Annotated in this window: 19 protein-coding genes and 1 pseudogene; 15 read left to right on the top strand and 5 right to left on the bottom strand. The window is 35.6% G+C overall.

The genetic code is table 11. The features are described from left to right. Window positions 1-83 precede the first annotated feature (83 nt). Window positions 84-1,580: a class I adenylate-forming enzyme family protein gene (locus ACFX40_RS00390; protein WP_377238493.1), complete on the top strand. Its 1,497-nt coding sequence runs from the start codon at window positions 84-86 to the stop codon at window positions 1,578-1,580. 59 nt (window positions 1,581-1,639) lie between these two features. Here ACFX40_RS00390 and ACFX40_RS00385 read toward each other — a convergent pair whose 3' ends face one another. Further along, complete coding sequence (locus ACFX40_RS00385) at window positions 1,640-3,862, bottom strand: MMPL family transporter (RefSeq protein WP_377253830.1); 2,223 nt, start codon at window positions 3,860-3,862, stop codon at window positions 1,640-1,642. Between the two features lie 135 nt (window positions 3,863-3,997). Between ACFX40_RS00385 and ACFX40_RS00380 the strand changes: the two genes are divergently transcribed. From ACFX40_RS00380 to ACFX40_RS00355, 6 genes are all read left to right on the top strand, one after another. Further along, complete coding sequence (locus tag ACFX40_RS00380) at window positions 3,998-4,618, top strand: TetR/AcrR family transcriptional regulator (RefSeq protein ID WP_098525854.1); 621 nt, start codon at window positions 3,998-4,000, stop codon at window positions 4,616-4,618. Window positions 4,619-4,947: 329 nt separating this feature from the next. After that, window positions 4,948-5,721: a TerC family protein gene (locus ACFX40_RS00375; RefSeq protein ID WP_016766363.1), complete on the top strand. Its 774-nt coding sequence runs from the start codon at window positions 4,948-4,950 to the stop codon at window positions 5,719-5,721. A 693-nt stretch (window positions 5,722-6,414) separates the two neighbouring features. Further along, window positions 6,415-6,612: a spore coat protein gene (locus tag ACFX40_RS00370; protein WP_377253828.1), complete on the top strand. Its 198-nt coding sequence runs from the start codon at window positions 6,415-6,417 to the stop codon at window positions 6,610-6,612. 17 nt (window positions 6,613-6,629) lie between these two features. Then, window positions 6,630-6,920, top strand: coding sequence for a spore coat protein (locus ACFX40_RS00365; RefSeq protein WP_013056394.1), 291 nt, complete (start codon window positions 6,630-6,632; stop codon window positions 6,918-6,920). Window positions 6,921-7,179: 259 nt separating this feature from the next. Continuing rightward, window positions 7,180-7,506, top strand: a complete 327-nt coding sequence (locus ACFX40_RS00360; RefSeq protein ID WP_028410015.1) for a YflT domain-containing protein — start codon at window positions 7,180-7,182, stop codon at window positions 7,504-7,506. A gap of 727 nt (window positions 7,507-8,233) precedes the next feature. Next, complete coding sequence (locus ACFX40_RS00355; protein WP_098248853.1) at window positions 8,234-8,995, top strand: PAS domain S-box protein; 762 nt, start codon at window positions 8,234-8,236, stop codon at window positions 8,993-8,995. Window positions 8,996-9,305: 310 nt separating this feature from the next. Here ACFX40_RS00355 and ACFX40_RS00350 read toward each other — a convergent pair whose 3' ends face one another. Further along, window positions 9,306-9,518, bottom strand: a complete 213-nt coding sequence (locus ACFX40_RS00350; protein WP_016766369.1) for a hypothetical protein — start codon at window positions 9,516-9,518, stop codon at window positions 9,306-9,308. Window positions 9,519-10,066: 548 nt separating this feature from the next. On the opposite strand from ACFX40_RS00350, the gene ACFX40_RS00345 reads away from it, so the two are divergent. The 6 genes from ACFX40_RS00345 (at window position 10,067) to ACFX40_RS00320 (ending at window position 15,340) form a co-directional block, all read left to right on the top strand. Beyond that, a complete protein-coding gene (locus tag ACFX40_RS00345; protein ID WP_098333470.1) occupies window positions 10,067-10,780 on the top strand; it encodes a GntR family transcriptional regulator in 714 nt (237 codons plus the stop codon). 140 nt (window positions 10,781-10,920) lie between these two features. Further along, complete coding sequence (locus tag ACFX40_RS00340; RefSeq protein WP_098333469.1) at window positions 10,921-11,262, top strand: PTS lactose/cellobiose transporter subunit IIA; 342 nt, start codon at window positions 10,921-10,923, stop codon at window positions 11,260-11,262. A gap of 1 nt (window position 11,263) precedes the next feature. Further along, the gene (locus tag ACFX40_RS00335) at window positions 11,264-11,572 is read left to right on the top strand and encodes a PTS sugar transporter subunit IIB (RefSeq protein ID WP_098333468.1); all 309 of its coding nucleotides are present in this window, start codon (window positions 11,264-11,266) and stop codon (window positions 11,570-11,572) included. 14 nt (window positions 11,573-11,586) lie between these two features. Then, on the top strand, window positions 11,587-12,993 hold the full coding sequence (locus tag ACFX40_RS00330; RefSeq protein WP_377253826.1) for a GH1 family beta-glucosidase: 1,407 nt from the start codon (window positions 11,587-11,589) through the stop codon (window positions 12,991-12,993). Between the two features lie 12 nt (window positions 12,994-13,005). Further along, the gene (locus ACFX40_RS00325) at window positions 13,006-14,334 is read left to right on the top strand and encodes a PTS sugar transporter subunit IIC (protein ID WP_098333466.1); all 1,329 of its coding nucleotides are present in this window, start codon (window positions 13,006-13,008) and stop codon (window positions 14,332-14,334) included. 112 nt (window positions 14,335-14,446) lie between these two features. Then, window positions 14,447-15,340, top strand: coding sequence for an ROK family protein (locus ACFX40_RS00320; protein ID WP_377253824.1), 894 nt, complete (start codon window positions 14,447-14,449; stop codon window positions 15,338-15,340). A gap of 1,386 nt (window positions 15,341-16,726) precedes the next feature. On the opposite strand, the gene ACFX40_RS00315 is transcribed toward ACFX40_RS00320, so the two are convergent. Beyond that, window positions 16,727-16,852, bottom strand: coding sequence for a hypothetical protein (locus tag ACFX40_RS00315; protein ID WP_377253822.1), 126 nt, complete (start codon window positions 16,850-16,852; stop codon window positions 16,727-16,729). Between the two features lie 19 nt (window positions 16,853-16,871). Further along, window positions 16,872-17,294, bottom strand: a complete 423-nt coding sequence (locus ACFX40_RS00310; protein WP_098333463.1) for an Lrp/AsnC family transcriptional regulator — start codon at window positions 17,292-17,294, stop codon at window positions 16,872-16,874. Between the two features lie 144 nt (window positions 17,295-17,438). Between ACFX40_RS00310 and ACFX40_RS00305 the strand changes: the two genes are divergently transcribed. Together ACFX40_RS00305 and ACFX40_RS00300 are read left to right on the top strand one after the other, a co-directional pair. Next, on the top strand, window positions 17,439-17,645 hold the full coding sequence (locus ACFX40_RS00305; protein ID WP_081732057.1) for a DUF1272 domain-containing protein: 207 nt from the start codon (window positions 17,439-17,441) through the stop codon (window positions 17,643-17,645). A 9-nt stretch (window positions 17,646-17,654) separates the two neighbouring features. Then, window positions 17,655-17,881, top strand: a pseudogene (locus ACFX40_RS00300) (hypothetical protein); the annotation flags it as partial. Window positions 17,882-17,943: 62 nt separating this feature from the next. On the opposite strand, the gene ACFX40_RS00295 reads toward ACFX40_RS00300, so the two are convergent. Continuing rightward, window positions 17,944-18,441, bottom strand: a complete 498-nt coding sequence (locus ACFX40_RS00295) for a DinB family protein (RefSeq protein WP_272767397.1) — start codon at window positions 18,439-18,441, stop codon at window positions 17,944-17,946. Window positions 18,442-18,627: the final 186 nt, after the last annotated feature.

Below are 18,627 nucleotides of genomic sequence, written 5' to 3'. Positions count from 1 at the left end.
TTTATAGATTTAAAAATAATTAGAATGAAGCACCATTTAAATATGATTCAAACTGGTCATTATCATTAAAGGAGAGAGCTATCATGTATACACTTGGAGAACTATTAGAGCAAAGGGCTACACAATCTGCTGAAAAAGAGGCTTTAATTTGGAGTACATCTTTCCTTACATTTAAAGAATATAATGAACGTGTCAATCAACTCGCTCATTACCTGTTAAGCCATAACATTAAAAAAGGGGATCGAATTGCAATTCTCTGTCAAAACAATCATCCGTTTCCTACGATTCTGCTAGCCGCATTAAGAATTGGGGCCGTAGCTGTTCCTATTAGCTGGCAGCTTACGAAGTATGAAATTATTGATATTTTAGATAGTGCACAACCTAAAGTTATTTTCTACGACCAAAAATTTCATGAGGTTATTCCTTTTGATTCTGAAATATTAAATGACGTGATTACTTTACAAGTAGGAAGAAAAAATAGTGTGGAGACAGTTGAAGAATATAATGAAATTTTTTCTGCGTATTCTATACTAAATCCAAATATACAGGTCTCTCAAGACGACATTGCCATGCTTCTTTTTACTTCTGGAACAACTGGCAACGCAAAAGGCTGTATGATTGAGCATGGTCATGTATATTCTTACATACAACCATCTAGTCAACGAATCGATTATGAAGAGGATGGTCGTTTTCTTGCCTCGCATCCTTTTTATCATATGAGTTCTATTAATAACATTTTGAAATCTGTTTCCAACGGGATGGGGTTATTTTTGTTGTCAGATCCTACACCGGAAATCATTTGGGAAACGATTGAAACTCATAAGATCACTATGATGTTAGCGTTTCCCTCTATGTATATGCAAATGCTCGAAGCAGTGAAAAATGCAGGGGCAAAGAAATCTCCACTAAAGGTTGCTATTGCTGGAGGGGCAAAAGTTCCTGCTTATCTTATTAAGGAATATGAAAAATTGGACATCAGCATGATACAAGGTTATGGAAGTACAGAAGCATGGACAGTCAGTGTATGGACACCAAATATGGGAAATGAAAAAATTGAATCAGCAGGCAAGCCTCTTTCTGGTGTAGAAGTAAAAATTATTGATCCCGAGTCAGGACAAGAAGTGAAAACAGGAGAAGTTGGAGAAATTATTATAAAAAGCCCCTATTGTTTTAAAGGCTATTGGCATAATCAAGAGGCGACTGACAAAGTCCTTAGAGATGGCTGGTTCTATATGGGAGACGCTGGAAAGGTAGATCAAGACGGCTTTTTATATATTATGGGACGCTTTAAAGATGTTATCGTATATGGCGGTGATAATATCTATCCTGATCAGGTAGAAGAAATAATTGAGCAAATAGATACGGTTATAGAAGCTGCTGTAGTAGGAGTAGAAGACCCAGTTTATGGAGAAAAACCTAGAGCGTATGTGGTAAAAGATCCTCATTCTTCTTTAACAAAAGAAGATATCTTAAAATATTGTAGAGATCGTCTAGCAAGCTACAAAATTCCCGAAGTTTATTTTATTGATCAACTCCCTAAAAATCAGCTCGGTAAAGTATTAAAAAGAGAACTAAAATGAAGTTAGTTAAAAGCGTGGGCTGAATGCAGTCCACGCTTTTATGATGGGAGATTATATATTTACTGCTCCTTTTCTGGTGCCATTTCAACTTTACCTGGCCAGAAAGCAAACCTTCCTAAAACCGTCGTGATCGCAGGTACAAGGAATGGTCGCACAATGAATGTATCTAACAGAACACCTAAAGCCGTGATAATTCCGAACTGAACGAGAACTTGAATCGGCAGTGTTGCTAGAACCGCGAAGGTAGCAGCTAAAATAATTCCAGCGGATGTGATCACACCGCTTGTTTCGCTTACGCCTTCTTTAATGGCTTGTTTTAACGGCATGTGCTTCTTTTTCTGCCAGATGCTTGAGATCATAAAGATATTATAATCCTCACCAAGCGCCACTAAGAATACAAACGCGTATAAAGGGATCGCTCCTTGAATAGCATCTGCCCCCATGATGTTGTGAATAATGAGCCAGCCTAATCCTAAGGCTGCACTGTAGGATAAGATAACCGTTCCAACCAAGTAAAGCATAGCTACAATAGAACGTAAGTAAGCCAATAGCAGCAACGATATAAAAATAATGATTAGCGGGACAATGATACTGTTGTCTTTATCACTAACCGTCATCGTATCATATTGCGTCGCTGTTTGACCGCCAATCCATACTTTGGATTCCACTTTGGAAACTCCTGACTGCGATAGTGCCTTTTCTGCTGCATCTTTCAAGTCTGGAATAGCTTCCATTGCTTCTATACTATATGGATTTATATTAAACGTGACGTCATATACTTTTAAATTCTTATTACTTTTACCACTTTGAGGTGCAGAAACGGTACTAATAAGATCATTTTTCTTTAATGCTTTTTCTAGATCTATTGATTTTCCTTCCGTATCAATAACTACTTGTGCTGGCGCCAGTTCGCCAGGAGAGTATGCGTCAGAGATAACCGCAAACCCTTCACGAGAAGGCATATCTTCAGGGAAAGAAGACAATATATCATACGTGTACTTGATTTGACTAGAATAAATGGATAAAGCTCCAAAAAAGACTAGACAAGCTACAATAATTGTCCATGGTTTAGTCGTAACCACATTACCAATCCAATTCCCGAAACGTTTTTTCTCTTTTCGGTCACGCACCGGTTTTCCTTTCTTTTTCGCCAATTCTTCTTCCATTTCAGGAGTACGAGGAACGAAAGGATAAAAAGAACCTCTTCCCATAACCGAAAGCAGGGCAGGGATAAGTGTTAAACTTGCTAATCCCATAACTAGAATAGATAAGCTAAAAGGGATTGCAAAACGGTGGTAAGCACCGTATTTTGCTACAATCAAGGCCAGAAGAGAGATGACAACTGTAAATCCACTCATAGCTATAGCACCTGAAGCACCTTTAAAGGCGTTAATAAGTGCTTGTCTCTTATCTTTTACTTTGCGAAGCTCATCGCGATAATGAGAAATTAAAAATAAACAATAGTCTGTTCCTGCTCCAAATAGCAAGACCGTCATAATGGATATGGACTGCGAGTCAACTGTAATCCATTCTTTATCTGCCAAAATACCGAGAATCGGACTCAGCACCCCATAGGCAAAACCTACACCGATTAAAGGAATAATCGCTAAAATTGGGGAACGATAAATGACAAGAAGTAAAATTAAGACTAATAAAACTGTCGCGATTAGTAAGGAAACGTCTGCTCCTTCAAATAAGCTGGTTGCATCTACTTGAATTCCTACAGGTCCTGTAACACGCGTGCTTAGCTTATCTTTTGCATCGATATCTGTAGCAAAAGAATCATATGAAACCTGTTCTTTTACTTGTTTTTTAATCGTGTCTAGATTTTTTTCTAGTACATCCGTTTCAACGTTTTCTTTAAAGAAAATGGGCTGTACAAGCGTTGTACCGTCCTTCGAAATCATTTTTTGTAAAGCTGCTAACGGTAATTTGTGCAAAGGTGGAGTAGACGTTTGTTCTTCTAATGGTTTCTTTTCTAAATCTGCCGCCACTTGCTGAATAGATTTTAAGTCATCGGTATTCAAACCCGATTCTTTATGCCATGTAAGCAGGGCAGGAACCCCTGAAGAGTTAGGGAATTCTTTCTTTATGAGATTTTCAGCCTCTACGGAAGGTGAATTCTCACTTAAGTTTGGTGCATTGTTCACTTCCGTTTTATTAACGGCAGGCCAAGCAATCGTTAGAACTGCAGTTGCCAGAATCCATACGGCAATAACAACCCAACGACTCACTTTTCCAGTCATCAATCGACTGAATGTTGCTAAAGGTGATTCTTTCATTAATTCTCCCTCATTTCCAAATCTGTTTGTTTCTATTACAATATATATAGAACCTTCAATAATTATATATACCAGAAGGTTAATTAATCAACTAGTTTAAATGTGCCAATTTCTTGAACTAGAAGGAGGGCCCTTATGAATACAAATCAGACACCGAAAAAAAAGCCTGGCAGACCCAAAATAACAACTGAAAATAATATAACAAGAGATCAAATTTTAAAAACAGCTGCCCATCTCTTTATGGCATATGGATACGAAAAAGTTTCAATGGAGCAAGTGGCTGAAGCAAGCGATGTGACCAAGGCCAGCGTTTACTACTATTTTAAAAATAAAGCAACTTTGTTTACCGTTTCGGTATCAAGCATGTTTCAACGCATTACAAAACAAACGGAGAAATTATTACAAAATTCCAATGGTCTAAAACACAGATTATATGAGGTAACATTAGATCATTTAAAAAGACCGCATATTGATTTTGAAACATTATTGCAAGAAGCGACTTCTTCGCTTACAGAAGGTCATATTCATGAAATTCGTGAAGCGGAGAAAGCGATACATGAGGCATTAGAGAATGTATTCAAGCAAGCTGCAACCAGCGGAGAAATCGTCGTAGCAAGTCCCAGATTGCTTGCGCATACATTTTCCACGGTAACAATGATTCGGAACAAAAAAGAATTAATTACAGAATTAGGGGGCCCTGAAAAAACGGCTCAGGCTCTAGTGGATCTTTTTTGGGTAGGGATTAGTCCTAATTAATTTTCTTATTTCACAATAAAAACCGGCTGTAACATATTAACCAATATGTTACAGCTGGTTTTTTATTGTTCACAGGTACTTCTTGAGAAAAGGGAAAGGGCATAACAATAATAAGGTGACTTTCTAACCTATGTAAGTATGTTGACATAAACTATTTACTGACATACTGGAATTCGTATTTATGTTTATCTTAAGAGATGTTCAATTGTTGATTAGTGTTAAAAAAATGAAAATTTTATCTTTTAGAGTTTACTGCAGCATATATGGTTATTCTATTGTAAACAAAACTTTTAGCATAACAGCTTACATTTTGGAAAGGAGAAAAGCGGATGGAATCTATTTGGCTCGAATACGTATGGGCATTATTGATTCTAATCGGGTTAGAAGGATTATTATCAGCTGATAATGCTCTCGTACTAGCAGTTATAGCTAAACATTTGCCCGAGGATCAGAAAAAAAGAGCGATTAATTACGGAATTCTTATGGCATTTATTTTTCGATTTGGAGCTCTTTTTGCCATTTCATTTATCGCCAACGTCTGGTGGATACAGGCCGTAGGAGCAGTTTATCTTCTGTATTTAGGTTTGAAACATGTCATTCAGGCGCGGTTTGGGAAACATAATGAGAATATTCATGATGATGATGAGAAGGAGTCTGCTGGAAAGGGATTCTGGCCGACGGTTGGGAAAATTGCGTTAGCTGACCTTGCTTTTGCCATTGATTCTATTTTAGCTGCAGTAGCCATAGCTCTTGGACTTCCTGATTCACAGTTTGGAGAAATCGGTGGGATGGACGGAGGGCAGTTTGCAGTTGTAGTTCTTGGAGGAGTTGCAGGCCTTATCTTAATCAAGTTTGCAGCAAGCTGGTTTGTAAAACTCCTTGAAAAACGACCTGCCCTAGAAACGACAGCATATGCCATTGTTGCCTGGGTAGGTGTGAAACTTGCTGTTATTACTTTTGCACATAAAGATATCGGTGTCTTAGATCCTCATTTTCCTCATAGCACCATTTGGACCCTGATTTTCTATGGAGTCTTAGTTGGTATCGCGCTATTGGGTTGGTTTGCACCGGGCAATAAGTCATCAGAAAAATCATCAGCCTAGAAGGTAATTGAGTGTAATGCGCACCCTGAATTTACTAATCACCCTTACTCTTTCCGTCCAAATGGATCCTCATTTCAGCATTTAAAAGGATGTTTAGATTCTATAGAAAATTGAGTTTTATGGTTTCAAGCGTAACCATCAAGTGCGTTAATCCAAAGCCGGGTTAACGCACTTTTTAATTGAAATGGTGGCGCAAACGAACTTGGTTATTTTATTTATTATTTTTGTTCTTTTTACGATAATCAGTAAAGCAGGAAATTAAGAAAATCCCAATAAAAAAACCGATGAAAAGACCGATAAGACTTTCTATTTGAACATCTTTTTCTCCAATTATTTGACCGTAAATTACCCTGAATATAACACCAACAAAAGAGAGAATAACAGCCGTGATGGTAATACGTAAAAAATTAATAAAATCACACCTTTTTACAAAATGTATTACCCAATTTTGAACGATTAAAAAGGGAAAGACTTACAATTTAAGGTTCATTGAAGGGCTACATATTACACCTAAAGGGATTTATTCTGCAACACAATGGAAGGTCAATTGCAAAAACAGGTGATTATTTTTGTTAGTTTTAATATTCCTGTTTCTTTTTCTAAAATTTTTAAAAAATAATGAATACTTGTTTAAATGGAAATGATTTGGGAATATAATTCACAAGTCAAAAAAATGACAAGGAGGATGCAAACATGGCAAAGGGACTAGCTATGCACGAAACGCTAGAAGTTCATGAAATCTTAGCGCTTAAAACATCATGTGTAACAAAAGGAACAGCGATGTTGGAATTGGTAGAGGATGAGGAATTAAAAAAAATTCTTGAAGAAGATGTTCAAACATCTACTGAAGCGATTAAAGAATTGAAAAAAATCTTAAAGAAAGCTCAATAAATAGGAGGGGTAGAAAAATGGCCACTAAAAGTACTCTTACTAAAACGTTAGACGATCTTGCTATTGCGACTGATTTATTATTATCAGCTAAGAATGGTGTACGAACATATGCTGTAGCGCTTACGGAAACAGCGACACCCGAAGTACGAAAGGTATTAAAAAAGCAATTAGATAAAGCCATTGAGCTTCATGAAAAGATTGCTCAATATATGATTGATAATGAGATGTATCATGCCTATGATGTAGAAGAACAAGTAAATCACGATTTAAAAAAGGCAGATAAAGCGTTAGATTTAGCGAAAGGTTAACTAAAATTCCCCCTCTATTGTCAGAGGGGGAATTTTTTCAAGGTTACATAAAAAGTTCTCTCTCCATATTTCTAAAAAGGAAAAGAAGTCTATATTTTATTCTCTTAGAAGTAGATAATTTACCCCATTTTATACAATATTTAGATGATTTTTTATAGTCTTTTATCCCATATCCGAATAAATTGGTTTTAATTGGCTGCTGAAGGATACACCTATTAGTAGAACGACATATTCTATGGGGATAGAGGAGGAGAAAATAGTGAAGGAAATTAAAGTAGCAGAAAATAGTGGTCAGGCAAATAAGTTTATTGAAGAGCTTTTCGCTAACGGGTTTAGTAAAAGTGAAATTTATTTATTGACTTATAATAAAGAGCGCTCGGAATATTTAACAAATACAACAAATACAAAAGAATATCGAGGTTCTGAACAAGGAGTTTTTGAATCTGCAGTTAATAAGTTATTTTCTCGTGAAGATGAACTTCATTCTAAAATGGCCTCGTTAGGTTTAACCCAAGAAGAAGCTAAACAGTGTGTCGGTGAAATGAAACAAGAACGTATAATCATTATTGCAAAAAAAGATGTGTAATGGTTTTTCCTTGCAATAACTTTCGAAGAAACTAAGTGATCGAGAAGTATTAGTAAATCATACTAGCATGTTGCTTTATATATAATATTTGTTCTTCTGTACGAAGGGTTTATGAATCGGAAAGATACTGAACGAAAAGTATATTACTTGAGTCGTTTACTACTCTCATATGGAGGTGAAAGGGTAATGATTCAATTTTTTGGTATCCACATAGGGACGTTATACTTTCCTACAAGTATCCTTCTAATTACTTTATTAGTTTTAGTAGGTTTTATTATCTATTTTCTTAGTAGAAGAAAAAGAAATAGAGATCAAACGATTCATTCAAATGAGAATAGGGTAAAGGGCAAAAGAGGAAAAGACAAAACTCTGTAAATGATCTAAAAGAAGAATTAATATATTTGGTCATCAAAAAGAATTCTCGTTTGAAGTGAAAAAAAATCATCCTAATCCTACAGTTCCTGATACAGCCTTACACCATGATTTAACTCGTAAGAAAGTATGATTTAAATAAATGCAGAGAGGGCCCTTGAATTCATTTCTAAGGGCTGTTTTTATTTTTGTTCTGTAAAGGACAGACGACCTTTTAATCTTCTATTTTCTTACTATTTCTTATTTATAACTTCAAAGGAAACTTTATTATCATTTTTTAAGATCTTAAACAAGCAATTGAACCCTTGATAAATTGGAAATAGTAGTCTAACCTTCATATTAAGGAGTGAAAATTATGAATGAAAACATTTCAGGTATTGATTATCAGGAAGTCATTGAATATGCGTTAGATCCACTCATTATTCATTCAAATCATAAGATTATATATGTTAACCACGCGGCTGAACATTTTTTTAGAGGAAAAAGGGAAGATATCATAGGTGCAAGTCCTTTAGATATATTTCAAGAAACATCTAAAGCAGCAATAAGGAAAAGAATCCAATCTGCTTATGAACGTCCAGCAGAGCTTATTGAGGAAACCATATTTAGATTGGACGGGACAACTGTTAATGTTGAATTATATTGTCATCCCTTGCTGCTGGGAGATAAAAAAGTAATCCAAACCTATGTGAGAGATATTACGGTAAAAAAAGAGAGTGAAACAAGACAAAAAGAAATAATAAAGCAAATAAATGAACTGTCTACAACCCTTGTTCCTCTTTTAGAGGGAATCGCTGTACTTCCCTTAGTAGGATCCATAGATGAGGAAAGAGCAAACCAACTTTTAATGGCTGTTCCAGTAAAAGTGCAGACACAAAATATAAATTGTTTAATTATAGACTTTTCTGGTATTTATACATTGAATTCAATTGTAACGGAGCATCTTTTTAAAATTAATAGCGTTATGTCACTACTTGGAGTGCAATGTATCTTAACAGGATTAAGACCAGAATTATCTCGCTCTGCTGTACAGCTAGGTATTAATTTAGGTTCTACCCCGACAATGGCTACCGTAAAAAACGCACTTCATTTTTTAGGAATCACTTCTAGTAAATAACCTGTAAAATGAAAATAACCAAAGCAACTTTTACAATTTTAAAGATACATATTATATGAATCTTTAGGTGGTGCTAAACCTTTTAGAGGGATTTTTTAATTAAAGGAATAGTGGCATCATCTGTACGTTTTCGTGCTGTTTTAAATATCTTTAGGTGAGTTTTTTAAATTAGATTTGTATCCTGTATACATTAGAAAAACAAAAAAGAAACTCCTGAACATATACCAGGAGTTTCTTTTGTTTAAAATAGTATATTGTGCAATTGCACGTTTGTTAAATAAAAGATAGAAGAATCATTGAATCGCTTTCTTCAGTTTAAGATCTTGTATAAAGCTTCAGAAGCGTTATCTATATCATAATCGTTATAATTTAAGGTTTTTTGATCCGTAAGTGTAGTGATTTGAAAAATCTTAGATGTTTTACAATACGACAGTTCCAGTACTTGAGGAATGGTATGAGTAATAGCGCTATCCTCATATTGAATCAGAGTATAAAGCGTTTTTTTTATTTCAAGTATATTCATAAAAGTACCTCTTTCCATTATAAGGAAACCCAGGGTACAAAGAGACCATATAATTTTAATTTATGTTCTTACTCTATTGTAACATATGAACGTATAGAAAAATACCTGCCGAGAACAGACAGTATGATGTGAATTTAAAAATAGTTTTTTATAGATGGAAAATAAGATCACGCATTTAATTAATTAGCGGATACCGTTCTCTCTAAAGTCGAGAGTTCGTAAAAGTATAACTAAGGGATCTTTGTTTTGATTTTACCGTATTATTATAAATATCAGGTTCAACTAACTTCTACTTCCATGTAACGGAATCCAAAAAACGCATAATATGCAACGTAGTACTTTTTATTTGATTTTTCTGTCACACTGCTCCACTAATGTATATTCGGTTTTGCATGTACATAAATAATACACCTTAGATAAAATATACTTGGTTTGTTGTCCCATTTATAGTAATCATCCATTTTAACTACTGTCATGATTACGATTTCAGTATTTTATGCTATAATAATCCCTAGTTTTTTAGTTTGTATAGAGAGGTGTAAAACGGAATGATTCCAAAATACCTGCAAGTAGCTGGCCAAATTGAATCTGATATTACTCAGCATGTTTATCAAAAAACAAACAAACTTTTGACTGAAGATGAATATGCGGCAAAGTATCAGGTGAGCCGTAATACAGTACGAAAAGCAATTGAAATTCTCGTAAATAAAGGATATGTATATCAAGTTCAGGGCAGCGGTGCATTTATTCGTAATCATCATAACAGTGGATACGTTAACCTTGAAAAGCTACAAGGAGTTACCAATGACTTTAGTGACCGTCTTGTAGAAAACAAGCTCCTGGATTTTAAAGTAATTACTGCGGACGAGGAACTAGCTCAAAATATGGGGTGCAAAATTGGATCACCTATTTATTATGTGAAAAGGCTAAGATATGTTGATGGAGATCCATTTTCAATTGAAACTTCATATTTTAACAAAAATCTTGTTAAATATCTTGATGAAAATATTGTGAAAAAATCCATTTATACATATTTACGCAATGACCAGCAACTAGCAATTGGCTTTGCCGATCGTGTTATTCGTGCCGATTATCTCATGTCTGAGCAAGCTGGTTTATTAGGATTAAAAGAGAACGATCCGGCTTTGGTGGTAGATAATACGGTTTATTTAATAAACGGTGCTATTTTTGATTATTCACAGTCAGTGCATCACTTCAAACATGTAAAATTGCTAAAAGTATCAAATATGAAGGGTAGTTAAGGTGCAAAGAGAGCTCAGGGCTCTTTTTTTTTGTCTGAAAATAAAAAAAATAGTTTACATATGAATCTGAGTGAGTTATTATAAATTTATAAAATTTGTACCAACAAATTAGATTTGTACTTATGAAAGGGTGTACATATATGGTTGAAGAATCGATTGAGATTAGCTCTGAAGATATCTTTGGATTAATTGCATTTTCAGGTGATGCTAAAGCGAGCTACCACGCTGCTTTACATCTGCTCAGAGAAAACAAAGTAGAAGAGGCAGAAGCAGAAGTAGCAAAAGCGAATTCAATTTTAAACGAAGCACATGCTATTCAAACAAAATTTGTCACACTAGAGGCCCAAGGAAAATCGGCACGGGTTGGTGTATTGATGGTGCATGCCCAAGACCATTTAATGAACACGATTTTAGTAAAAGAGCTATTGGATCATATGATGAACATGCAAAAAGAAATTAACTTATTGAAAGGGATGAATTGATATGGTGAAGATTGGATTATTCTGTGCAGCGGGTATGTCTACAAGTATGTTAGTGGAGAAAATGAAAGCGTTTGCTGGTGAGCGTGGTGTAGAAGCTGAGATTGCAGCTTATCCTGAATCGGAGATGGAAAAGTATGTTGATGATATAGATGTTGCTTTATTAGGTCCTCAGGTGAAGTATTTGTTGAACAAAGGAAAATCTGTTTGTGAGCCAAAAGGTGTCGCAATTGATGTCATTAACACAGTGGATTACGGCATGATGAATGGTGCAAAAGTACTTGAACACGCAATTAAATTAGCGAATAAATAAACGAGGTGAATGATTTGAAAATGCCAAAAGATTTTTTGTTCGGTGCAGCTTCAGCTTCCTACCAAGTAGAAGGTGCATGGAACGAGGATGGTAAAGGAGTTTCAAACTGGGACGTCTTCTCAAAGATTCCCGGCAAAACATTTGAAGGAACAAACGGTGATGTGGCTATTGATCACTACCACCGATATAAAGAAGACATCGCACTTATGGCAGAGATGGGGCTTGAATCCTATCGGTTCTCTATTGCCTGGACACGTATTCTTCCCAATGGAACAGGTGAAGTAAATCAAAAAGGATTAGAGTTCTATAATAATGTGATTGATGAATGTTTAAAATATGGAATTATTCCGTTCGTCACATTGTATCACTGGGACCTTCCTCAATCGTTTGAAGAAAAAGGAGGATGGCTAAACCCTAAAACAGCAGATGCATTTGTCGAATTCGCCGATGTTTGTTTCAGAGCATTCGGCGATCGAGTACGGAATTGGATTACCTTCAACGAAACCGTTATTTTTTGTTCGTTAGGCTATTTAACCGGTGCTCACCCACCAGGAATTGAAGGGGATGCGAAAGCATACTTTCAGGCGACACATAATGTGTTTGTGGCTCATGCTCGTGCAGTTGAACTTTTTAAACAGTCAAGCTATAAGGGTGAAATTGGCATTACTCATGTTTTTAACCCGGCGTTTAGCATTGATGAGGACGAAGAGAACAAATTTGCAGAAAGACATGCGAATGCCTATTCGACACATTGGTATTATGATCCAATTTTGAAAGGATCTTACCCACAATATGTAATAAAAGAGCTCGAGGCTAAAGGGCTACTCCCGCAAATGACAGAAGAAGAACTGGATTTACTTCATAGAACGGCACCTATGAATGATTTCATCGGTTTAAACTATTACTGCCCACAGCGCGTAATGAAAAACGATTCAGCGCTCGTATTGTCTGGTGGACGTGAGAACTCAACAGGTAAACCTGGAAACCCTTCATTTGACGGTGTATACAAAACAGTCATGATGGAAGAAAAGGTATATACCAAATGGGGATGGGAAATTGCTCCTGACGCCTTTCTAGAAGGGATGCGTATGCTTAAAGAACGCTACGGGGACATCAAAATGTATATCACGGAAAACGGTTTAGGAGATGAAGATCCTATCGTTGGTGAAGAGATTCATGATCAACCTCGAATCGACTATATTGAAAATCATTTAAGCGCTGTCAAAAAAGCTGTCATGGAAGGAATTAACGTCTCAGGGTACTTTGCATGGTCTGTCATTGATTTGCTTAGCTGGTTAAATGGTTATAAAAAACAATACGGGTTTATTTACGTCGATCATAAAGATAATCTTGCAAGAAAACGAAAGCAGTCATTCTTTTGGTACAAGGATATTATCGCTACACGTGCAGAAGAACTTTAAGGAGGTACCCCTATGGGTCGCTTAGAAAGTGTATTTGAAAAGTTCACCCCGTTCTTCCTTCGATTTGCAAATGCAAAGCCAACACTTGCAATTAAGGATGGGTTTATTTTAACAATGCCGATGACAATTATCGGCTCTCTCTTTCTACTAATTCTCGCTGCCCCGATTCCAGGTTGGGAAGAGACTATGGTGAAATTCTTTGGAGAACAGTGGAACCTTCCACTTACCCAGGTTGTCGGTTCTACATTTGATATTCTGGCTCTTATTGGTGTGTTTGGAATAGCTTATTCATACGTCCGGAACGAAAAAATTGAAGGTACTCCAGCTGGTATTTTAGGTGTAGTTGCCTTCCTTATTATCACTCAGGCCTCTGTCTTGACAAAAAGCGGAGAAACCGTCACAGGTGTTATTCCCAAAGTTTGGACCGGCGGGCAGGGTGTACTAGCCTCGATTGTAGTTGGTCTATTTGTTGGCTTTGTGTATTCGCAGTTTATTAAGCGTGATATTCGTATTAAAATGCCAGAAGGTGTTCCGCCAGGTGTTGCGAACTCGTTCTCTGCACTAATTCCTGGCTTTGCCATTATTACAGTAGCTGCCATTGTCTTTGGATTATGCCAAGCTTTTGCAAATAAGACATTCACTGAAATTGTTTATAAACTGCTGCAAGTACCCGTGCAAAATTTGACGGACACGCTTACTGGTGCAGTTCTTATCATGGTCTTAATGTCACTTCTTTGGTGGTGTGGAATTCATGGTGCTGCCATTATTATGGGAGTAATGGGACCGCTTCTAACAGCCAATGCTCTACAAAACCAAGCAATATTGGATTCTGGTAAAGAGCTTGTTGTAGGCGAAAATGCTAAAGTTGTAACCATTCAATTCTTGGATGTATTTACGAAACTTGGAGGATCAGGTATTACCATTGGTTTTATTATTGCAGCCCTTATAGTGGCCCGATCATCGCACTTAAAGCAGCTCGGTCGATTATCTTTAGCTCCTGGCTTATTCAATATAAACGAGCCAATCATTTTTGGTATGCCAATTGTATTTAACCCAATAATGTTTGTTCCTTTTATTGTTGTTCCTGCAATCGCATCATTTATGGTCTACTTTTCTATCATTTGGGGATGGGTAGAGCCTTTCAATGCACTTCAGGTTCCTTGGACCACACCGCCGGTTGTTTCTGGCTTCTTGATTGGCGGCTGGAGAGGGGCTTTATTGCAAATAGTAACCATTGCAATGTCAGTAATGATTTATCTTCCTTTTGTCAGAATGCAAGATCGTATTTCTTACAATGAAGAGCTCGAAGCAAAAAAGCAATCAGAAAGTAATATTGCTTGAAACAACTAAATAAAGAATTACCCCCGGTATACTTTTATAGGGGGTAATTCTTTATTTATGGACTTATAATGAAGTTATAGTCAATATTTTGAAGAAGAAAGTAGGATATGTCATGAAATTTGTATTAGCTTGTGATATTGGTGGTACCGATTTAAAAATGGGGAAATTTTCTCTTTCCGGTGATCTTGTTGAATCCGTAAAAATACCTCTAGACACTAGGAAAGGGCCGACTATTCTTACTCAAATTGAAAGCCGAATGGATTCTGATGTAGTAGGGCTAGCTCTAAGCATACCTGGTTTTATTAATCCTAATACAGGTTTTATTGAAATGGGCGGTGCTATTGAAGATTTTAATAGGTTCAATATCTTTGAATACTTTAAAGAGCGATTTCCTGATTTGGCAATAAGTGCAGAAAACGATGCGAATTGTGTAGCTCTAGCAGAAAAATGGAAAGGAAGTGCAAAAGAAGAGACTGACTTTCTTTGTCTAACTATTGGAACAGGAATTGGAGGCGCAATTTATTTGAACGACGCTCTTTATAGAGGGAGACGTAACCGGTCTGGTGAGTTTGGACATATGTTCAGTGAACACGTTACGAGTGATATTGCAGAAAATCATAAATTTAACAAAACAGCTACGCTGGCAGTCATTCGTGAAAAATATGCAACGTGTATGAGCATACCTTTTCAAAATGTTTCAGGTGAACAAATTTTTGAAGCTTACGACCAAGGGGAAGAAATGGCATCACTTCTGGTTAGTGACTTATATAGTGGATTGGCAATGAACATCTTAAACTTATATTATGTGTTTGCTCCTCCTACCTTTTATATTGGGGGAGGGATTACTTCAAGAAAAACATTCATAAACGAATTAAAACAGAGAATCTTAGAAATTGATCCAGCATTCTCTGCTGTTATCAGGTCTACTAGTTTTGGAAATCAATCAGGTATGATTGGTGCAGTTTACCATCATATTGCGTCTCGAAAAACGTTGGAGTTAATTTGAGACTAAACAGTAGAGCTATGACATGTACAGACCATAATGAAGAGATTTTCACCTCGATAAGGTATAGGTAGAGAATTGAGTGGTTTATAGGTCAATATCAACATAAAGATTTAAATAAATAAGCGTAGCTGAAGTAAGTAGCTGCGCTTATTTATTTTTGCAAAGACCGTTTGTTAAAATGCAAAATAAAAATGTCCCTGCATTCATGAAAAAACACTGGAGTGGATAGATAACGCCTACCTACACATAAAAGAATAATCATTGGTAAAAGGGTTATGTATCTCGAGTTTGACTTCTCCACCTTTATCGTAACATTGTGAACTGATGCTTTCGATTTGTTTGCTATTAAAATAACTAGCGCAATTTACTAATACGGAGGTGACAAGTAATAAGGTTAGAATAATGAGTAGTATGTCTTTAAATGTTATTTGAAAAGTTGATTGCAATTTTATGCTCCTCTCTAATTGATAAAACTCCACCATTCGTTATTCTACAGACAGCGTATTATTCCATATGACTAGTGAACAGTAATATGGATGTCAAAAATAGTAGAAGAAGAACATATAGTACAGATATTGTACCTAATTTTAAGACAAGTAGATTCATCATAATAAATAAAACACCCATAGATAAAAAAAGTCTGTACACAAAATCTAGTCTTTTATTAGCAAAAATATATCTCTTAGTGTTTCCTGAAGACTTATATCTTTTATCTATTACGTTTGTGCTAACTACTATAAATGCAAGGATGGACCATGGTATAAAGCTACTTTTACTGATAAGTAAATATACGGAAAACACAGCCAATAAGTAAGCAAATAAACGATTCTGAACATATCTTTGACTCATCTACACACATCACCTTTTCTAAAATTGGTATTTGCATTAGACATCTACTCAATAACTGTTCTCATTTGAGTTTGGTTGTTCACTTCCAATTCGTTCACTCCTTAAGAATAGTTTAGGTTTGAGTATACCATAAAAGGTAATAAAATCCTTTTAATCTATAATATTGATAACTTTAAAATAATTTCAGATGTTTTAGAGAACAATTACAATACAAAAAAGGTAGTGCATGTTGCATTACCTTTTTTTGTACGTTTATTTTTTATATCTATGTAACATCGGATTGATCATGATTAAGAAAAAAACGGGCATGTGGCATAATATTCTGCGCAAATCTTATCTTTCCATGTTAGGTTCAACTAACTTCTGCTTCCATGTAACGAAATCCAAAAAACGTGTAATATGTGACACGGTAATTTTTAATTGATTTTTGTTTCACACTATTCCACTGATGTCCATTCGGCTTTGCTTGGTAACTTTGCACCATAAACGTATCCAGTGGTTCAAGTGACTACTTTCGGAAATTTTCTTCGAGTTCTTCTACTTTCTTTTTTCTTCTGATGAACCTAAAGGGAGTGCTTCATTAGCTGTTATCCTTGGTATACCAATAGCTACAATAATAATAATCCCAACAAGAATGCTCCAACTCAAAATCCGTTTTTTCATATTAGATATTTCTCCCTTTCTATTTTATTGCTTTATAGACAACTGGTGAGGAAAGCTTAATCAATGTAGACGGCTCTCCAAAAGCCATAGATTCATCAATAAATGTTTCAAGAGATTGAACGGAATTAGTTAAAACTTTTACTAGATAGTTGTATTGGCCTGCCAAACGATGACATTCGATAACTTGAGGGTGCTCTTTACAATATTCTACGAATTGCTTACATTTTGTATTGCTATATAAAATAAAAGCTGTTACAGGTTTGTTGAAATTTTCAGGATTAATTATTGCTCTATATCCATCTATTATGTTTTTTTCTTCAAGTTTTTTTACTCTTTCATTAACAGCAGGGGTAGATAAGCCAACCAGCTTTCCCAACTGTGTAAAAGACAAACGAGCATTCTCTTGTAGATATAGTAATATATTTTGATCAATTTCATCCATAAAACATACCCCGCTTTAAATTATAAATTAAAATAATGAATTTTCCGTCAATATTAAAGCTATTAATTAGTAATACAATAAAATAGATATGTGAAAATAGAAATTTATACAATACAATTTAATTATATCAAAAGGAGGGATTTAATGGCTTTAGAAATGAGAAATACATGCGAAAAGTGCAATAAGAAACTCCATAATAGCTCTGTCGCTTATATCTGTACTCATGAATGTACATTCTGTGATAAATGTAGTGAAAACGCGATTTATATTTGTCCTAACTGTGGAGGAGAACTAGTTAAGAGACCAAGGGGCAAAGAACATTCGTTAAGTTGCTCACTGAGCTTGTCATAAATTTAGAGACAACATTGTATAGATAGTGCAGTCAAAACAGCTACAATCAATGGGATGGTTTGACATTAGTGGGTGATAGACATTCAACAACGGACAGTAATGGTTTAAGTGCTGAACAAATCATAAAGCATTATAATGAAACTTTACATGGTCATTACAACGTTGAACACTTTTCGATTGTCAGAAATGCAGAGGAAGACTTGTCATTATTCATAAAGATAAGAGTACACAGCTAAAATAAAGCTCTAAAAGTGTTTAATGGACGCTTTTTAGAGCTTTATTTCTGCATTATGTCTCTCTAAGCAGGAAAGCCTCCTGTTGGCGGTGGCCATGCTCCGTTTAACCTTCTCATAATGACAATTTCACCTAGATGATAGCTGTTGTGAGAAGCAATATTACGCAGTAATCCCCCTGGGGTTTCACTTGGCCAAGCATCCAGAGGTTCTTCGATTGCTAATGTATCAGCTAAGTGACATGCTTCGTCAATTCCATTACAAAAATGCTGGATTGTCTTTTTCCATTCTTTCTCATCAACCGGAGCAGGGTGTTCAGGCCAGCTTTCACTTACACTTTTCGGTCTTTCAGGGTTTTCTCCTTTAGCAAGGGCAAGTAAAAAGTCTTGCCAATAGCTCATATGCTTCACTAATTGATAAATAGAATAAGGTAATTCCTTTTGTTTATGTGAAGCAAGCTCTATATTAATATCAGTTATTGCGTTAATCGTCGGAAGATGGCCTCTTTCACCTCGCAGTGATTTGATAAGCGCATCACGAAATGCTGTATTCGTTTGTGTCATGTTTTTTTCAGCCTTTCTTTTTCAAAGTATTAAGCTTGTAACAGTCTAACACAAATCAGTTTAATATATGTACTTCTGTGATTAACGACTTACTACAACAAAGCCACTAAAACAATTAGTATCAATCACAATTTTTTGTTTGTAAGTCACCTTTATATGAAGAAATATGGTTTAATATAAAATATA

Origin of the sequence: Priestia sp. YIM B13552, assembly GCF_042787775.1 — a bacterium.
GTDB classification, from domain to species: domain Bacteria; phylum Bacillota; class Bacilli; order Bacillales; family Bacillaceae_H; genus Priestia; species Priestia megaterium_E.
Note: the sequence above shows the minus strand (reverse complement) of the source record. Positions and strands in the feature narration are given on the sequence as shown.

Coding starts and splice junctions, on each gene's coding strand:
- ACFX40_RS00390 (WP_377238493.1), top strand. CDS start 84: ATGTATACACTTGGAGAACTATTAGAGCAAAGGGCTACACAATCTGCT.
- ACFX40_RS00385 (WP_377253830.1), bottom strand. CDS start 3,862: ATGAAAGAATCACCTTTAGCAACATTCAGTCGATTGATGACTGGAAAA.
- ACFX40_RS00380 (WP_098525854.1), top strand. CDS start 3,998: ATGAATACAAATCAGACACCGAAAAAAAAGCCTGGCAGACCCAAAATA.
- ACFX40_RS00375 (WP_016766363.1), top strand. CDS start 4,948: ATGGAATCTATTTGGCTCGAATACGTATGGGCATTATTGATTCTAATC.
- ACFX40_RS00370 (WP_377253828.1), top strand. CDS start 6,415: ATGGCAAAGGGACTAGCTATGCACGAAACGCTAGAAGTTCATGAAATC.
- ACFX40_RS00365 (WP_013056394.1), top strand. CDS start 6,630: ATGGCCACTAAAAGTACTCTTACTAAAACGTTAGACGATCTTGCTATT.
- ACFX40_RS00355 (WP_098248853.1), top strand. CDS start 8,234: ATGAATGAAAACATTTCAGGTATTGATTATCAGGAAGTCATTGAATAT.
- ACFX40_RS00350 (WP_016766369.1), bottom strand. CDS start 9,518: ATGAATATACTTGAAATAAAAAAAACGCTTTATACTCTGATTCAATAT.
- ACFX40_RS00345 (WP_098333470.1), top strand. CDS start 10,067: ATGATTCCAAAATACCTGCAAGTAGCTGGCCAAATTGAATCTGATATT.
- ACFX40_RS00340 (WP_098333469.1), top strand. CDS start 10,921: ATGGTTGAAGAATCGATTGAGATTAGCTCTGAAGATATCTTTGGATTA.
- ACFX40_RS00335 (WP_098333468.1), top strand. CDS start 11,264: ATGGTGAAGATTGGATTATTCTGTGCAGCGGGTATGTCTACAAGTATG.
- ACFX40_RS00325 (WP_098333466.1), top strand. CDS start 13,006: ATGGGTCGCTTAGAAAGTGTATTTGAAAAGTTCACCCCGTTCTTCCTT.
- ACFX40_RS00320 (WP_377253824.1), top strand. CDS start 14,447: ATGAAATTTGTATTAGCTTGTGATATTGGTGGTACCGATTTAAAAATG.
- ACFX40_RS00315 (WP_377253822.1), bottom strand. CDS start 16,852: ATGAAAAAACGGATTTTGAGTTGGAGCATTCTTGTTGGGATTATTATT.
- ACFX40_RS00310 (WP_098333463.1), bottom strand. CDS start 17,294: ATGGATGAAATTGATCAAAATATATTACTATATCTACAAGAGAATGCT.
- ACFX40_RS00305 (WP_081732057.1), top strand. CDS start 17,439: ATGGCTTTAGAAATGAGAAATACATGCGAAAAGTGCAATAAGAAACTC.
- ACFX40_RS00295 (WP_272767397.1), bottom strand. CDS start 18,441: ATGACACAAACGAATACAGCATTTCGTGATGCGCTTATCAAATCACTG.